A 16,429-nucleotide genomic window follows, 5' to 3' on the forward strand; every position below is an offset into this window, starting at 1 on the left:
ATTATTTAGCTCACAGCAGCTTTCGAAATAAAGCACGCTTTCACGGCAGCATGGCCGCCCACTTCCAGCAGCTGGTGCAGGAAGTAGGTGACGCGGTCGGCAAACCCTGGCAGTTGGGTGAGGTCGTGCTCCCAAAGGGTTTCGTTGGCGAGTACCTCATGGACTACTTCCGCTGGCTCGTCGGCGTGCTTTTCCCAAAGATTGGCAAAATAACCGGCCTGCGAGTCCTCAATCGAATAACTTTCGCCGTGCAGCTCGCCGTGCCACTTGCCATTATGCTGCTCGGTAGCCCGCATAAACAGCAGGTAGGCCGCAAAGCCCAGCGCCACGTACTGCGGCACTTTGCCAAACCGCTCGTAGTAGTGCAGCAGGTCGGCTAGCACGCGCATGCGCAGCTTGGCCGAGTAGTTGAGCGTGATGGCCAACCAGCGGTGCTCGATGTAGGGGTTGCGGAAACGGTCGAGCACTTGCATGGCAAAGCGCTGGGCAATTTTCTCATCCACGGGGTAGGGAATGCCGGGCAGCAGGTCGGCCAGCATCAGGTTGGAGATGAAACCGGCCATGGCCTTATCTTCCATAGCGGCGCGCACGGTAGCAAAACCGCTCAGAAAGGCTAGGCCGCAGCTCAAGGTATGCGTGCCATTCAGCAGGCGCAGCTTCAGCTCCCGGAACTGGTTGATGTCGGGCTGGATGAATATGCCCTTGTCGGCGCTGTGAAAGGACAGCACTTCCCGTACTCGCGCATTGCCCTCAATAGCCCACAGCAGGTAGGCTTCTGACATGGTCAGCAGGTCGTCCTGGTAGCCCAGTTCCTCGGTTAGTTGCTGATGAGCGTCCGCATTGGGTAGGCCCGGCACAATCCGGTCTACCAGGGAGTTGCAGCAGGTATTGGCGGTTTCCAGCCAGTCAATAAACTCGCTTTCGAGCTGGTTGCGGTGGGCCAGCTCCAGCAGAATCTTCTCCAGTTGCGTGCCGTTTGCCGGAATCAGCTCGGTGGGCACAATCACCAGGCCTTTGCTGGGGTCGTTACCGAATGCCTGCCAGCGAGTGTAGAGCACGGCCAGCAGCTTGCCCGGAAACGAGCTAGGGGCAGTGTCCTGCCGGATATCGTCGGGGGCAAACTGAATGCCTACCTCCGTAGTATTAGAAATGACTACTTGCAGCTCCGGCGCAGCGGCAAAGGCCAGCACTTCGGCCCATTGGCTTTTGGCCGACAGCACGCGGCTGATGGCCGCGCACACCACGTTGCGCTCAATCGTTTCTTCGTCCTCTATCCCCCGAATACCAACGGTATACAACCCATCCTGCCGCTCAAACGCTGTGATGTCGCCGCCGTCGGTGGATTTCACTACTACAATACGGCCATTGAACACGCCTTTCTGGTTGGCCTTGTTGATGAGGTAGTCAGGTAGGCCGCGCAACAGCACGCCGGTACCGAACTGCAACACTTTCTCGGGCAACGCGAACAGGGAGGCCTGGGGCATTTCTACGGCAACCGGTGCATCTCCGGCGACCAGACGTTGCGACAGATTTCTCATATAAAGTAGACTAAAAGAGTATACAATTGGAAGGTTAGTTGGCCCACTGTTTTTCCCACTTCGGGTACTCCCGATTCAGGAGCTTGGCGGGCCAGGTGCCAGCGTAGCCGTAGCCCACGCGCCGCTCGTTCTCAATCTCGGCCAGCGAGTAGTGCACTTGGCTGTCGCGGCCTACATAAATGGGACGGTTGGTGTCGAGGTCGTAGAAGCGCGCCCAGATGGTAGAGCCCGCCTCGGGTACAATCAGCCGGTCGCGGCCGCTGGGTTGCTTGGGGTCGGTCACGTCACGGATGGCGTAGCCCTCCAGCTTCACCTTGTTCAGCCACGCTACGGCGGCTTTAATGGACTTTTTAATTTCCGGCGAAGGGTTTTTGATGTCCATTAGAAATTTCACAATGGCCACGGTTTCATCACCGCTGAGCGAAGCCAGCTCGAAGGCGCGGGCCTTGGCGGGTTGCAGGGTTTTCTCGTCGTACTGCGCGGCCCAGGCCGTGAGTTGGCTGTGCTGCACGTATTGGGTTTTTAGGATGCAGTCAATACCGCGGGCCACGGCCTTGCGCGCAGGCTCCACCAGACCCTGGTCCAGCAGGGTATAGTCGCCGCGCTGCTCGGCTAGGTCACGCAGCACCTGCATCGCCTGAATCATGGCGTTGTCGTTGTAGGTGATCTGGTGGCGGTAGTTGCTGTGGTCGGGGTAGTACTGCGGAAAACCGCCGTTGGCGTACTGCATTTTCAGCAGGTAGCGAATGCCATCTTCGGCGGCGCGGCGGTAGGCTAGGTTGCCAGTCCGCTTGGCGGCCTCCACTAAGTAGCGAATTTCGCGGGTGGTGGCGTTGTTGTCGATGGTAGGGTCGTTGCGCCCTTTGTCGTCCAGGATGGAGGCTTTCTGCGCGGCCGTCAGAGGGTGGTCGTACTTCACTTTCACGTCGCCCACAGCCTTGGGCCAGCCGCCTACGCTACGCTGATAGAGCAACATACGCTCGGCTACAGAGTCTTTCTCAACGGCCACCACAGGCGGCGCGGGTAGGGCGGGCGCTTTGGGGTCCACGTTCCAACGGCCGCCAAAGGTCCAGTTGGGCGTTATTTGTTTGATGGTCGGGCTACCCTCAGCCGCAGCCAGATTGTCGGCCATCCAGGCGTAGTTGCCGCCTCGGCGGCGGGCGTTGGCGTAGTACACGCGCCGTCCCCACTGCTTGGCCCCCGGCCCCGACTCAGCCCAGTAAATATCAGCATCGGCCATATTCTTGGGGAAGCGGCAGCCAATCAGGTAAAACTGCGCCTCGCGGTGAAATCGGCCCAGCTTGAAGTTGTCGTCGCCCTCGAAGCGGCAGTTCACCAGCACCGTTTTCGAATCTTTGTTTGCCGAGCCGTCGTGCCAGATGGCCGCGCTCCTGTTGTGGCAGATAAAGCGGCAGTTTTCGGCGTAGGCCCAGCCGCGGGGGCAGTAGAAATCCACTCCGCCTTCCAGGGTACAGTCCTTGAAGTAGTACAAGCCGGCTTCCACGTCCCAGGGGCTCACAGTATCGCCACCCAGGGCTCGGAAGGTGCAGTTCTTCACGACCAAGCGCGTGGTGCCGGGGAAAGTGCGCAGGGCCATCTGGTGGCCAGTCTTGCCGATTTTCTTCTGCCCGCTGGCATCGGCGGGACAGTCGATGGTGATGTCGCCCGCGGCGTTGAAGCCGTAGCTATTTACAACGGTGAGCTTCTCCAGTGTCACGTCGGGGGAATTGCGCAGGTTGAGGGTAGCCACGCCCCAGTCATCGAGGTTGCCCTCGCAGCGGTAAGCGTCGCGGGCCTGGCTCACAGTAATCACCACGCCTTTTTCGCTCTGCCCGAGCAGGGTCACGTGGTCTTTGCCGTCGAGGTAGACCTTCTCGGGGTAGGTGCCGTTTTTGATATAGACTACCCGCTGCTGTTCGGCGTGGGCGCTCAGGCTGTTTAGGGCGGCTTGGATGGTTCGGAAATCTCCCGAACCATCCTGCGCTACCCTAACCGTCGGCGCATAAGCGAGGGAATTTCTTCCCCCGATTACTCCTGTAACCAGCAGGAGCAATACTGTAAAAAATCGAGTCATTCGTTGTGGTCTGTTGTGCATGGCCCTACCCTTCCAACGGTTGTAAGAAGTCTTCCCGCAGGGGGTTGAACACGTCTAGCAGCACCCCCGCCTCGCGGCATACCACGCCGTGGCGCACGTTGGAGGGCGCGTAGAACGTGTCGCCGGCGCGCAACACCTGCGTTTCCTCGCCCACCGTGGCCTCAAACACGCCGCTTTCCACATAGCTGATCTGCACGTGGGGGTGCTGGTGCGGAGCGCCTACCCCACCCGCCTCAAAGGCTACCTTCACCAGCATCAGCTCCGGGCCGTAGGTGAGCACCTGCCGGCGCAGGCCGCCGCCCAAGTCTTGCCAGGTAGTAGTATAGGTAGTGAAAGGGGAAGTATTCATGAAAAGAGGGACAACAAACGGAAGAAAAAGTAGTCAGGCGCAGTGTGGGCAATGTCCTGCACTATCCTGCTCCCGCCAACAACCGAAGCTAGCGGGAGCAAAAATCAGTTGGTTAGTAGCCGAAGTTCTGCACCAGGGCCGGGTTGGTATCAATAGCCGTTTGTGGAATAGGCACCAACTCTTTGCCTTTGTTTGGCTGGTATTCAGCCGCCACGTTATTGATAAATGTTGTGGCACTTGAACCTACCAGTCCCTGCCGCCAGTTGAGGCGGGTTATTGTGGCTCCAGCCACCACCGGCGGTTTATCCGGCGTGGGTCGGTAGAAGGAGTTCAGGAATTGTACCTCTCCATTTATTACTCTGTAGTACATGTACTGTGGAACATTCGCGTAGGCGCCCGTGCCGGTTTCGGCCTGCATAGCCCGCAGCGTGGCCTTAGTTTCGGCAATCTTTGTAGCCAGCAGATTCCAGCGTAGCAAGTCGTATTTTCGGATACCTTCGCCCCCAAACTCCAGGTAGCGTTCCTTCACAATCGCATTGAAGAAACCTTCTTTGTCGCTGGGAGTAGTACCTATCTTGGTACCCAAACCTCGCTTGCGCACTTCTTCGAAGGCAGCTTTGGCAGCTGCCGTCGGGCCATTCAGCTCGTTTTCAGCCTCAGCAAACATCAGCAATACGTCGGCGAAGCGGATCAGAGGCCAGTTGTAGCCCAGGTTCTGCGCGTTTCCAGGTAGCAGCGGCACACGCCAGTCGCGGCGGAACTTGCCATCGGTCAAGCGCAAAATTTCAGTGGCTTTCTGTTGGTCATTGCTCTCAATGGTATACTTGGTCACGTTCAGGTCGCGGCGCGTATCCGTTGAGTCGAACGCGTAGAAGTAGTTGGGCAGCGCCGTGACAGCACCACTGGTGGTACCAAACTTAGGCGAGTTGTTAAGACGTGGGCCATTGTAAGTACCCAGTTTGCTATCAGAGGTGCTATTACCTCCTCCAGAACCTACCTGAAACAGAATCTCAGTTGTTTCCAACGTACGTGCATTGATAGCGCGCCACACGTCCTCTGCTTTGGGCAGCAGCGTGTGTTGATCACGACGGGCCATTAGTTGAGCGCACTCGTCGTGGGCAATCTGGTAGTATTGCTGGTAATTGGAGCCGCGCTCCATCTGCCCATTTTGGCGCTCGGAATAGCCGCCACGGTACAGTGCTATGCGGGCCCGCAAGGCCTTGGCAGCCCCTTTGGTGATACGCTCGTCTTTGGCGCCAATCTCCGTACGCCAGGGCAGCAGATCCTCCGCTTGCAACAAGTCAGCGAGGAGCTGCTCGTAAATCTCGTCGCGGTTGGTCTTAGGGATGTTGAAGTTCTGGCCTGCTACCGACGGTTCGAAGGGTGCTGGCACGTCGCCCCAGTTGCGAATCAGCTCCAGGTAGTACTGTGCCCGTAGCACCAGTACCTCGCCGTGCAGACGCTTGACGGCAGCCATATCCGTGGCCGCGCCGCTGGTGTACTGCGCCATCTGCGGAATGTACTTGATGCAAATGTTCGCCCGCTCAATGCCCTGGTACAGGTTGTCCCAAGGGCGGGAAATCTCGCTATTGGTCGGAATGGCGCCGTAGCGGGAGATGCCTCGGCGACCAGCGTCAGAAGCGCCGGGGCTACTGAGCATCTCGTCCGTATCGAAGGGGTAGTACATGTTTAGGCGAATGCCATAGCCCTGGTCGCCCGAAAGGGGGTCGTACACCCCCAGAACGGTGCTGGTGGCGCTGCTGACACTGCTAAAAATATCCTCGGGCGAATAGAGGGCTGCCGGCGTCACATCGAGGTAGTCCTGGCAGGAAACTACCCCCAAAGAGCCCATTAGAGTGGCTGCAAGAATGGCAGGACGAAGTATATGTTTCATGATTCGAGGACAGATCTGTGGGAATTACTAAAGCGAAAGGTTCACGCCGAACAGGAAGGCGCGGCTGCGGGGGTAGGCAGCGTAGTCAACGCCCGGCGTCAGCGGCGTAGCGCGGCGGGTGTTCACCTCCGGATCGTAGCCCGAGTACTTAGTGAATGTGTAGAGATTGTTCAGCGTCACGTAAAAGCGCAATTGCGTGAGTTTGGCGCGCTCAACCAGCGCCTTCGGCAGTGTGTAGCCGAGCGTAACGTTGTTGATGCGCAGGAACGAACCATCCTCAATAGCCCAAGAGTGCGCCAGCAACTGACGCGGGGGCGACCAGATCTTGGCATTCTGGTTCACGGCATCCAGCGTAGCTAGATCGGTGATGTTCTGGCCGCTGGCGTCAATTGTGCGGTAGCGGTCGGCCAGGATACCCAACCCGTTGCTCTGTGTGTTTTGCGCCAGGAAGGAGGTGAACTCAATTTTGTTGGCGTTGTACACATCATTGCCATACACGAAGTTCAGGAAGATGCTGGCATCGAAATTCTTGTAGGAAAACTGCTGGTTCAGACCACCCGTAAACTTAGGGTTGGCATTGCCTATTACCGTGCGGTCCTGCTCATTCACCACGCCGTCTTTGTTGAGGTCCTTCAGACGTAGCGAGCCCGGCGCAATGGCGGCACCAATTACCCCCTGGTCGCTTGCCACATCGTTCCTAGGTACCCACCTTCCGTTGGTGTAGCCTTCAAACTGGTCGGTGGTGTACCAGCCATCGGTTACGTAACCGTACATAAGCCCCACCGGCTGTCCTACCCGCACCAAGTAGTCGGAAGAAATAGCGGTGCTCGCCCAGCCCGAATACTGCGGTGGTAGTGCCTGTAGCGGCCCGAGGCTTTCTACCCGGCCCCGGTTGAACGACATATTGGCGCTGGTGGTCCAGGTAAAGTTCTTGGTTTGCACCGCCGTGGCGGTAGCCTGCAACTCCAGACCGCGGTTCGAGGTAGCCCCTACGTTGACCAGCTGCGAAGGGTAGCCCGAGGAAGAGGGAATCGACAGATTAATCAGCAAGTCGCGGGTTTTGTTGTAGTACACATCGGCCGTAAGCTGCACCCGGTTGTTGAACAGGCTCAGGTCGAGGCCCGCGTTGCTGGAGGCAGTAGTTTCCCACTTCAGGTTGGGATTAGCCAGTGAGGTAGCCGAAGTAGCGGGCAGCACAATTCCTCCTAGAGCGTACTGCGCATTGCCTGGTGTGAAAGAGGAGAAATAAAGACCGTCGCCGATGCGGTTGTTACCGGCCAAACCGTAGCTCAGGCGCAGCTTCAGATCCGAAATGGTGGAGGTATAATTCTGCATGAATGACTCGCGCGAAATCCGCCACGCCGCTGAAGCAGCCGGGAAGTAGCCTACCCGGTTGCGGCCGGGCGCAAACTTCGATGAGCCGTCGGCCCGGAACGTGAACGTCAGCAGGTACTTATCGTCGTAGCTGTAGTTCAGGCGGCCAAAGCCCGAGAGCAACCGCGAGTTGATGGGCTGGTCAGTGGAGGGGTAGGGCTGTGTGTAGCCCGTGGGCGGCACACCCTGGTTGATGTTATTGATGGCCTTATCGGCCGTAATTTCCAGGGGTAGGAAGTTGGTCTGAATATTTTGCGAAGTTTGCAGCTGCTGGTAAATTTCTTCCCCCACCAACGCATCGAAAGCGTGTTTGCCTTTGGTGAGGGAATACGTCAGTACGTTTGAGTTATTAATCGTACCCAGCACACTCGTCGCAATGGAGGCAAAGGGCAGGTTAGCGTAGTTGCTGCTGCGGATACTGGGCGAGAACTGGCCGTTAAAAGATTCGATGCGACGGTTGGTATTATCGTACCCCACCGTGGAGCGGAACTGCAGCGTTTTGGTGAAGTTATAGCTGGCGTAGCCGCTGAGGTTGATCAGCAAACGCTTATCCTGGCGGTACTCGTTGTCGATGGCCAGAATGGGATTCACCAGCTGCCCCGAGTTGTTATACAAATCGTCGTCGAAGATTAGGTCGGCGGGGTTTATAGCAGTGGTACCCGTCGTCTCTAATGGCACGTAGGTAACCGCGTTGCGCAGGCGCGAGGTAGTGGTAGCGCCGTTGGTAGAAGTGCCCGCACCCTTCACTACCTGGTTATTGAAACGCGTATTGAAGCCAATGCGGAACTTATCGGTGGCTTTGTGGTCGAAGCGAAAGTTTACCAGCTTGCGATTGTAGTCAGAACCATACTGAATACCCTTCTCCTCGTTATCTGTCAGGCTAATAGAGTAGGTAGTGCTCTTGCTACCACCCGAAACCGTCAGGTTGTGTGTCTGCTGGAAAGCGCGGCGGCCAAACACCCGATCCTGCCAGTCGAGGAAGGGCGAATTACGCAGCAGGTTCAGTGTATCGCTGGTGAAGTTGGAACTGCCAAAGCGGGTCCTGAATCCGCTCAGGTAGCTAGCCCCCGACAGTGCTGAGCGCTCGTAAGCGTAGTCGAGGTACTCCGCCGGATTCAGAACATCCAATGTTTTGGTGATGGTGCGGACGCCAGCAAAGCCAGTGTAGGACACCGTTGTTTTACCCTCGCGGCCATTTTTGGTCGTGATAATTACTACGCCGTTGGCACCGCGGGCGCCGTAGATAGCCGTAGCCGAGGCATCCTTCAGGACGTCAACGGAGGCAATATCCTGCGGAGAAAGTACCGATAAGGCGTTTTCCACCTGCACCCCGTCCACCACGTACAGCGGCGAGTTGTCTTGTGTGATAGAACCGCCACCCCGTACCCGGATCCGCACATCGGAACCCGGCTGGCCTTCGGAGGCCGTAACCTGCACCCCGGCCAAGCGGCCGGCTAATGCATCAGCGGCCGAGTTAACGGGTATATCTTTGATTTGCTGCGCACTAACCGACGACACGGACCCTGTTACGTCGCGGCGCTGCACGGCCTGGTAGCCGATTACCACCACGTCGTCGAGGGCCTTGGAGTCCTCGCGCAACTCTACAGTGATGCTGCTGCGCGTGCCCACCGTCACGTCTTGCGACACAAACCCGATGTAGCTTAGGCGAATCTTAGCAGCGGGTCCGGCTACTGTCAGTACAAAACGTCCTTCGCCGTCGGTGGTAGCACCGTTGGTGGTACCTACTTCCACTACCGTTACGCCAGGTAAGGCCTCAGCCTTATCCGCCGAGCGTACCACGCCCGTTACCTGTCGTTGCTGGGCTACAGCCAGCGACACTATCCCCAGCAGTAGCCAGAGCGACAGTAGATATTTTTTCATGAAACCAGAATGTATAAGAGTAGGAATTGGAGTGATGCGCGAAAATTTGCCTACCATGCTAGTGCAACTTTGCGTGAGCCGTTGCAGTAAAAATGGCCTTGGCACTGGCCCTGAAGTGGAGTAAACGATTTCGTACCTATTCTGAGAAGCAGTGATATTTTTTTTGAGATTGGGTGCATAACCCGGCTCTTTAAGATTACATTGCAGCATCAAGGAAAGAAAACGCTTGCGAGCATTTATTACCGCAAACGTTGCCGGGAACGATGTCAAAGCGAGTTGTTGTTATGCAATAAGTTGTTAGATTTGCTCCCGAAGCCTTTTTCCCGCTCTTCTACCCCTACCCTCAATCCCATCTACCCCTCTCCTTAAAATTGCATTTTAGAAGTATAGTCTACTTTGAGTACCGTCACTATAAAGGATATCGCCCGCGCTCTGAACATCTCAACTTCCACGGTTTCGCGGGCGTTGCGGGGTAGCTACGAGATAAATCAGGAGACGAAAGAGTTGGTGCTGGAGTATGCCGAGCGGCTGAACTATCGCCCCAACCCTATTGCGCTCAGCCTGAAGGAAAATCGTAGTCGGGCCATTGGCGTGATTGTGCCGCAGATTGCCAATTACTTCTTTTCGCAGGCCATCAACGGCATTGAGGCCATTGCCTACAACCGGGGCTACCACGTCATTATCTTCCAAAGTCAGGAGTCGTACGAGCGGGAAGCGGCCAACATGCAGCAGGCCATGGACCGGAAGGTAGACGGCTTGCTTATCTCCTTATCCAGCGAAACCTCCGATGTATCGCACCTGCGGGCGTTGCAGGAGCAGGGCCTACCCATTGTACAATTCGACCGGGTATCGCACGAGCTGGATACTACGCGCATTGTGGCCGATAACTTTGGTGGGGCCTTTGCTGCCACCGAACACTTAATTAAAGCTGGTCGTCAGCGTATTGCTCACCTTACTATTCCGCCGTGGTTGAGCATCACGAAGGAACGCCTGGCCGGCTACCGTGCCGCCCTGGAGCAATACGGCCTACCCTACGATGAGGCTCTGGTACGCTACGGCAGCTTCGGGCAGGACGAAACCGGGCCGATGGTGGACGAGCTACTGGCCCTCCCTACCCCACCCGACGCCTTTTTCACAGCCAGCGACCGGTTGGCGCTGGGCTGCCTGGCGTCGCTGCATCAGCGCCGCATCGCCATTCCCGACGACGTATCGCTGATTGGCTTCACGAATCTCAACGCTGCCGACCTTCTAAACCCGGCGCTCAGCACCGTCGTGCAGCCTGCCCAGGAAATAGGGCAGGTAGCCGTAGAACGCCTGATTGAACTGATTGAAAAGAAACAAAAAGCTGCCCCACCCTCTACCGTTAAAATTCCCACGCGCTTGATTGTCCGAGAATCCACCCGGTCGGTCGTCCACTCGTAAGTCGCCGGCCCGCTGCTCCCACCCCGGCCTGGCCAGGCACGCCTTACGACTAAAAGCCTCCCGATTCCACCCGGGAGGCTTTTCATTTTTGAAAAGGCCGCACCGTGTTATTTCTTATTCCCTGGGGATCTGGCACGCAATTTTCTACTCTTATCAGAGTTCTATTCTTTGTTACTCTCATCATACTCTCTCTGCTCGCATGTACAAAGCCCTGCTGCTCGTTTTCGCCTTGTTTTTGCTAAGTGGGCTTCAGCCTGCTGAGGCCACTAATCCCGGCACGCGCTATGCCCGGGCCAAAGCAAAAGGCCGCGTATATACGCACCGCCCGAGCTACAAAGTGTACAGAGGTTTCCGGAAGGGAAATCGTAAGGGCCTGAAATTCTTCCACAAGAAACGCAGCCACAAGCTCCGCTCCACAGTGCGCGCCCGCCGCTTCTAGTACCGTCATAGGCATAGCCATACGATAAGGTAGGGCGCCCAACGCGAGAGACACTTCTCGTGCTGGGCGCCCTACCTTATTGTATGGCTGTTTACTATGTAGAAATGCAATATCTTCTATCTCGCCGTTGCTGATGGTGTTTATGCGAATGATGCTGTCGCAAGTCGTTTAACGACAAGGCAGTATATTGTGTCTCTATGCCGGGTGCTGACGCATAGTGTACCACGCCCGCCGCGTTTGAATCAGCAGTTGCTCGGCTGCTTCTCTGTTGGGCGTTTCGGGTAGCGTGGAGGTAGCAAAGGCGGTATTCACCCGTTCTACCAACGTTTCGGCTTCGGTTACCAATTGCTCGTACTCAAACTCGCCGCGGCGGATTTGTAGGAGGAAGTCCCGGTCGGGGCGGCGGACGTGCAGGCGGCCTTCGGTGGCAATTTCCTCGGCCATGCGCAGCAGCCGAAACACGTGGAGCATGTTTTTAGCGTCGTAGTTTTTGCCGTGCTGCACGGTGTTTTGGTAGCGCTCGGGGTTGCGCTTCTGCTCCCATTCTTTGTACTCGCGGTACACGCGGCAGTAGGTGCTATAGCCGTTACGGTTGAAGCTGAGGTAGGCCGCCGGCACCTCCCCTTTCGGCACAGCCGAGAGCTGCACGTCCTGCGAGGTATAGGGGTCGCGCACCAGACCGCGGTAGCCGTGACGCTGGTCGGGAGTTTTGTCTACGAATAGGGCATACAAGTCGGTGAGGTGTGGTACATTGGCCAAGCCACACTGACTGGCCCCGTAGCCGCGCCGTTCCAGCCAGATGGCTACCGGCTGCGCGCCTGCACCCACCGTCACGTAGCAGAAATCCAGCACTGATTTGCGGCTAGGCGGCTCAGCATGGTTGATTTTCTTGTTTAGTCCTTTCGCCTTCCTGATCTGCGCTACGGCGTATTCGGCAAAGCTCTGGCGACACAGCTTCGAGAGGAAATCTTCGGCTCGAAACGCCGCAAACAGCGGGTGCCTATACACCACGCAGTCCTCGGGAGTACCGAGCAGCTCTAGCACGGTAGGGTTGTTCTTGAGCAGCAGTTCCACGAAGCGGCGCAGCTCGTAAAATACCTTGTCGTTGGTATCATTAGCCACCTGCGGCACGTAGTCGAGGCCGTAGAACTCGGTTTCGGGTAGGATGAACACGCCTTTCAGATCGGTGTCGGAGTGCGGCAGGTGGGTACCGTAGGCGCGGCTGCCGCTGATGGCTTCGAAGAGAAGCAGGCCGCGTTGTCGCAGGTCGGCAATAGTCATGGGCGGTGTAGAGACGCGTATTCGCGTCTCGTCGTTGCTGATGTTATTTAATTAGAGCGGGCTGTTCTGGTGGAAAACGGCGGCGTGATTCTACCATAAATGCGTCCGGTTGTTCTGACGCCGAGACGCGAATATGCGTCTCTACATAGTGCCCGCGTCCGGTAGCCACGCCCGAAACAGCGCGTCTAGCGCCGCCGTGGGGTCAGGCTGGCGAGTGACGGGTAGAGTTTCGTGGGCGGCTAGGGTAGCTTCGTACTCAGCTTGCAGATATTCGACTAGCATGGCCGGACGGGGCACAGTGGTTTTGTCGTCAGCGGTGGCTCTGCGGGCGAGTAACTCGTCTACTACGCTGTGCAGCGCGGCTGGCAATAGCTCACGGAGCGGCCGGAACTCCATCGGCGGCACCTCATCAGGGCGTTGCCGAATCCAACTCGCAGCCAGCGCGGAGCGCAGAGCGTAGAATAGGCGTTTCAGGCGTACATGTTGGCTGGTCAGATCGTCCTCTACCCCGCGCCGCATCAGGCCCAGGTAATGATGCAGCCCGGCCCGCGGGTTCCAGCACGCCGGCAGCAAGGGGCCCAGCGCCTCCCGAAACCCAGGCGCCTCCCGGTACACCACCGGCGACTGTAGCCACTCGAACAAGGCCGCGTTGCCGCCGCGCAGCAGCTTCAGGGCCTTGCGCAGCTCCCAGCCGGCTAGGTCCAGCTCGTTGTCCACGGGAAAGTTGAGCGTGTCGGGGCCGGCGTCGAGGGTCAGGTACCAGTCGGGCGAGTGGCTGTAGAGAAAGCGCACGTCGTAGTCGGAATCAGGCGAGGGAAAACCCCAGGCCCGGCTGCCCGACTCGCAAGCGTAGAGGATACGGATATGGTGCCGGACTTCAAGCTGCTGGAGGGCGGTTTGGATGCGGGCGTGCATGAGCCAGAAAGAAAAAATAGTGAAGTGATGAGCTTTCTACTGCGGATCTTGCGGGTAGCCGCTACATACCTACAACCGTGGGTCCACGGCCTCACTTTCCAACGCCAGTACGCCAAATACGCACTGGTGCACCGCCCGCAGCGGCTGACCGGCCACGAAACGCTCCAAACCTTCCACACCGAGGGTGAACTCGCGCAGAGCCAAGTTGCGCTTGGACTTCACGTTTCGCTCGCGCAGGCGCTCCAGGTTGCCAAGCAGGAGGTAGTCGGGGCCGTAGATGATGCGCAGGTACTCGCGGCCGCGGCACTTGAGGGCAGGTTGGATGAGGCCTTTTTTAGTGGTCGAAATGAAGTCATAGGGCTTTACGACCATGCCTTCACCGCCGCTGGCCGTGAGGTCGAGCCACCATTGGGTGGCGGCGTCCACGTCAGTAATATCCTGTAGGTGCACCACACGGTAAGGCGTGGCACGGAGCAGGCTTTCATCGGCCAGGCACATCGCGCGCAGGGTTTCCATATGCCAGGCGTGGTCCTTGTCGAAGTAGGTGCGGCCCTCGGTGGCGAGCAGGTGGAAGGGCGCCAGGCGCAGGTCGGCGAGGCTCTCCACGGGCCAGCAGTAGCGGCGGTAGGCATCGGCGTAGTGGTCGGCGGCGGTGCGGCGGGCTGAGGTGCGGGCTAGCAGGGCTTCTACCCCATCGAGGCTGCGGGTAGCGGCTTGCGCCAGGGCGGCTTCGGCCAGGGGTAGGGCGGCGGTAGCGGCGGCCGCCACGGCGGCATACTGCGTCTTAATTAACTCCTGCGCCTTGGCCGACCAGGGTAGCAGCTCGGCATCTAGGCACACCCAATCGGTCTGGAACCGTTCCCAGAAGCCACTTGCCGTGAGGGCATCCTGCAGACGTGTGAGGAAGGCTTCTTCCAGGGCTTCGTTGGTGAAGAAGTTGCGGCCGGTGCGGGTGTAGCACTTGCCCGGCCCCTCGCCTACCACCCCAAAGCGGCGCCGGGCGGCGTCTTCACTGCGCGCCAGCACCAACACTACGCGGCTGCCCATGTGCTTTTCCTCGCATACTACCCGCTCCAGGCCTTGGCGGCGGAAGTAGTCAAAGGCTTCGGCGGGGTGTTCCAGCATATCGGGCAGCGCCGAGGTTTCGGTGGGCGACATGGTAGGCGGTAGGTACAGCAACCACTTTGGGTTTAGGGCAAAGCGCGACATCACCTCCAGCGCCGCCACCGCGTTTTCCTCCCGAATCGTGACGGAAGGCAGCAACCGCGTCTGGATGATCTGCTTACCCATCACATCGCGGATGTCGAGCAGGTCGTCGCTTTCCTGTTGCGCTGTTAGCACCTGGCTATCAGCTGATAGCTCGTCGTTCGAGTTCGTTTTAGAAGAGGCTAACGGCTGAGAGCCGACAGCTATCAATGGGCGCACCGGCTCGCAGTACACTTGTTGCGCCGGCACCGATACCAACTCCCGCTCGGGGTAGCGCAGGGCAGTAAGGCGGCCGCCGAATACGCAGCCGGTATCAATGTCGATGGTGTTGTTAAGCCACTCAGGTGCGGGCACGGGCGTATGACCGTATACCACCATGGCGCGGCCGCGGTACTCAGCGGCCCAGTTGTAGCGCACGGGCAGGCCAAACTCGTCGATTTCGCCGGTGGTTTCGCCAAACAGCGCAAAGGCCCGCACGGCCCCCGAGCCCCTACCCTGCATTTCCTCGCGCATGCCAGCGTGGGCTACCACCAGCTTGCCGCCGTCCAACACATAATGGCTCACCAGCCCATCCAAAAACTGGCGCACCTGCGCTTTAAATGTATCCGTCTCCGAGGCCAACTGGGCCACGGTTTCGGCAAAGCCGTGCTGTTCGTTCACGTTTTTGCCGTTGAGGTAGCGCAGCAGCTTGATGTCGTGGTTGCCGGGCACGCACAGGGCCACGCCGTCCTGCACCATGCGCATCACCAGCCGCAGCACCTGCGGCGAGGCCGGCCCCCGGTCTACCAGGTCGCCCAAAAACAGGGCACGGCGACCGGCCGGCGCCGTCACGCGCACGCCCAAATCCCGCGCATCAGTCACCGGCTCTTCCTCTACTACGTAGCCCAGCTCCGTGAGCAGCTGCACCAGCTCAGCGTAGCAGCCGTGCACGTCGCCGATGATGTCGAACGGGCCGGTGTCCTGCTTGCGGTTATTGTAGAGCGGATCACGCACAATGGCCTGCACGCCGTCAATTTCCCCGGGGCCGCGCAGGTGGTAGATGTGGCGGAATCCCTCCTGACGGAGCATTTTGAGGCTTCGGCGCAGCTGCTGACGTTGCTGGGGCACTACGTGGCGGCCCAAGTGCTGACGCTCGGCCCGTTGGCGGTTGCGGTCCTCGGCCACGCGGTCGGGCACGTCGAGGATGATGGCGGTGGGTAGCACATGGTAATCGCGGGCCAGCTGCACGAGGGTTTTGCGGGCTTCGGGCTGCACGTTGGTGGCGTCTACCACCGTCAGCAGACCGCGCTTCAGGCGCAGCCCTACCAGGTAGTGCAGCAAGGCAAAGGCATCTGACGTAGCCGCCTGGTTGTTCTCATCATCGGATACCAAAGCTCGACACCGGTCCGACGATACAATTTCCGTGGGCTGAAATAAGCGATGCGCAAACGTACTTTTGCCTGCTCCTGAGGTGCCGATGAGCAAAACCAGGGAGAGCTCGGGGAGCTTAAGGGTATCTTGGGGCATATAGAGGACAAAAGGAAATAGAGACAGACGGCGCCTTGGCAACAGGTCATTATCCGTTTATCACCTGAATAGAATGACAATTCACGGGTTACTCTCGACGCTCAAAGCTAATCTGAGTCAAACAGATATCACACTGTATCCTGGCGCGAGTAAGCAACTGATTCAACAATTTGAGCAGGAAATGAGCTTGACTCTCCCAACTGATTTCAAAGCGTTTTACTCGTTTTGCAATGGCTTTGAATCAGCCGAGGATATGTTTCGAATTATTCCGCTTGAAGAAATACTTGAGCAGAAGCGAGAGTTTGAGCCTCAACAGTTTTATGTAGCCGAGTATTTGACTTATTGTGATATATGGGAGGTTGAGCTAACTTCTCAATCTTCTGGCTATCAGATTCACCATATGAATGTTACTCTGACTGATTCGCTTGCAACTTTTATTGATCGATTTCTACGAGATGGAGTTTATACAAAGAATGGCGGCTTATTAGATTGGCCGGACGAGGTTCAAGGCCGTAAATCTTAGTGATAG

Annotated in this window: 11 protein-coding genes; 3 read left to right on the forward strand and 8 right to left on the reverse strand. The window is 57.9% G+C overall.

Translation table 11 applies throughout. The features are described 5' to 3' along the window. Window positions 1-5: 5 nt before the first annotated feature. The 5 genes from J4D97_RS09295 to J4D97_RS09320 form a co-directional block, all read right to left on the reverse strand. Entirely contained in the window at window positions 6-1,538 is a 1,533-nt protein-coding gene (locus J4D97_RS09295; RefSeq protein WP_208307343.1) for a tagaturonate reductase, read from the reverse strand. Between the two features lie 34 nt (window positions 1,539-1,572). Further along, window positions 1,573-3,612: a pectate lyase gene (gene pelA / locus J4D97_RS23510; protein ID WP_243900234.1), complete on the reverse strand. Its 2,040-nt coding sequence runs from the start codon at window positions 3,610-3,612 to the stop codon at window positions 1,573-1,575. A gap of 25 nt (window positions 3,613-3,637) precedes the next feature. Further along, a complete protein-coding gene (locus J4D97_RS09310; RefSeq protein ID WP_208307344.1) occupies window positions 3,638-3,982 on the reverse strand; it encodes a cupin domain-containing protein in 345 nt (114 codons plus the stop codon). Window positions 3,983-4,094: 112 nt separating this feature from the next. After that, complete coding sequence (locus tag J4D97_RS09315) at window positions 4,095-5,876, reverse strand: RagB/SusD family nutrient uptake outer membrane protein (RefSeq protein WP_208307345.1); 1,782 nt, start codon at window positions 5,874-5,876, stop codon at window positions 4,095-4,097. Between the two features lie 27 nt (window positions 5,877-5,903). Further along, window positions 5,904-9,131: a SusC/RagA family TonB-linked outer membrane protein gene (locus tag J4D97_RS09320; protein WP_208307346.1), complete on the reverse strand. Its 3,228-nt coding sequence runs from the start codon at window positions 9,129-9,131 to the stop codon at window positions 5,904-5,906. A 396-nt stretch (window positions 9,132-9,527) separates the two neighbouring features. Between J4D97_RS09320 and J4D97_RS09325 the strand changes: the two genes are divergently transcribed. Continuing rightward, on the forward strand, window positions 9,528-10,553 hold the full coding sequence (locus tag J4D97_RS09325; protein ID WP_185283873.1) for a LacI family DNA-binding transcriptional regulator: 1,026 nt from the start codon (window positions 9,528-9,530) through the stop codon (window positions 10,551-10,553). A gap of 199 nt (window positions 10,554-10,752) precedes the next feature. Continuing rightward, window positions 10,753-10,992 (forward strand): hypothetical protein, encoded by a 240-nt coding sequence (locus tag J4D97_RS09330; RefSeq protein ID WP_185283874.1) that lies wholly within the window; start codon window positions 10,753-10,755, stop codon window positions 10,990-10,992. 195 nt (window positions 10,993-11,187) lie between these two features. Here J4D97_RS09330 and J4D97_RS09335 read toward each other — a convergent pair whose 3' ends face one another. The 3 genes from J4D97_RS09335 to J4D97_RS09345 form a co-directional block, all read right to left on the reverse strand. Beyond that, window positions 11,188-12,273 carry a DNA polymerase beta superfamily protein gene (locus J4D97_RS09335; RefSeq protein WP_208307347.1) on the reverse strand — a complete coding sequence of 362 codons (1,086 nt, stop codon included), beginning with the start codon at window positions 12,271-12,273 and terminating at the stop codon, window positions 11,188-11,190. A 141-nt stretch (window positions 12,274-12,414) separates the two neighbouring features. Continuing rightward, the gene (locus tag J4D97_RS09340; RefSeq protein WP_208307348.1) at window positions 12,415-13,188 is read right to left on the reverse strand and encodes a nucleotidyltransferase domain-containing protein; all 774 of its coding nucleotides are present in this window, start codon (window positions 13,186-13,188) and stop codon (window positions 12,415-12,417) included. A 69-nt stretch (window positions 13,189-13,257) separates the two neighbouring features. Beyond that, a complete protein-coding gene (locus J4D97_RS09345; RefSeq protein WP_208307349.1) occupies window positions 13,258-15,900 on the reverse strand; it encodes a polynucleotide kinase-phosphatase in 2,643 nt (880 codons plus the stop codon). A gap of 73 nt (window positions 15,901-15,973) precedes the next feature. Between J4D97_RS09345 and J4D97_RS09350 the strand changes: the two genes are divergently transcribed. Further along, window positions 15,974-16,423 (forward strand): SMI1/KNR4 family protein, encoded by a 450-nt coding sequence (locus J4D97_RS09350; RefSeq protein WP_208307350.1) that lies wholly within the window; start codon window positions 15,974-15,976, stop codon window positions 16,421-16,423. The last annotated feature ends 6 nt before the right edge of the window (window positions 16,424-16,429 follow it).

Origin of the sequence: Hymenobacter defluvii, from assembly GCF_017589435.1 — a bacterium.
Classification (GTDB): domain Bacteria; phylum Bacteroidota; class Bacteroidia; order Cytophagales; family Hymenobacteraceae; genus Hymenobacter; species Hymenobacter profundi.

Bases quoted from the DNA above. Each gene is read 5' to 3' on its own strand.
- J4D97_RS09295 (WP_208307343.1), bottom strand. From the start codon at position 1,538: ATGAGAAATCTGTCGCAACGTCTGGTCGCCGGAGATGCACCGGTTGCC.
- pelA (WP_243900234.1), bottom strand. From the start codon at position 3,612: ATGACTCGATTTTTTACAGTATTGCTCCTGCTGGTTACAGGAGTAATC.
- J4D97_RS09310 (WP_208307344.1), bottom strand. From the start codon at position 3,982: ATGAATACTTCCCCTTTCACTACCTATACTACTACCTGGCAAGACTTG.
- J4D97_RS09315 (WP_208307345.1), bottom strand. From the start codon at position 5,876: ATGAAACATATACTTCGTCCTGCCATTCTTGCAGCCACTCTAATGGGC.
- J4D97_RS09320 (WP_208307346.1), bottom strand. From the start codon at position 9,131: ATGAAAAAATATCTACTGTCGCTCTGGCTACTGCTGGGGATAGTGTCG.
- J4D97_RS09330 (WP_185283874.1), top strand. From the start codon at position 10,753: ATGTACAAAGCCCTGCTGCTCGTTTTCGCCTTGTTTTTGCTAAGTGGG.
- J4D97_RS09335 (WP_208307347.1), bottom strand. From the start codon at position 12,273: ATGACTATTGCCGACCTGCGACAACGCGGCCTGCTTCTCTTCGAAGCC.
- J4D97_RS09340 (WP_208307348.1), bottom strand. From the start codon at position 13,188: ATGCACGCCCGCATCCAAACCGCCCTCCAGCAGCTTGAAGTCCGGCAC.
- J4D97_RS09345 (WP_208307349.1), bottom strand. From the start codon at position 15,900: ATGCCCCAAGATACCCTTAAGCTCCCCGAGCTCTCCCTGGTTTTGCTC.
- J4D97_RS09350 (WP_208307350.1), top strand. From the start codon at position 15,974: ATGACAATTCACGGGTTACTCTCGACGCTCAAAGCTAATCTGAGTCAA.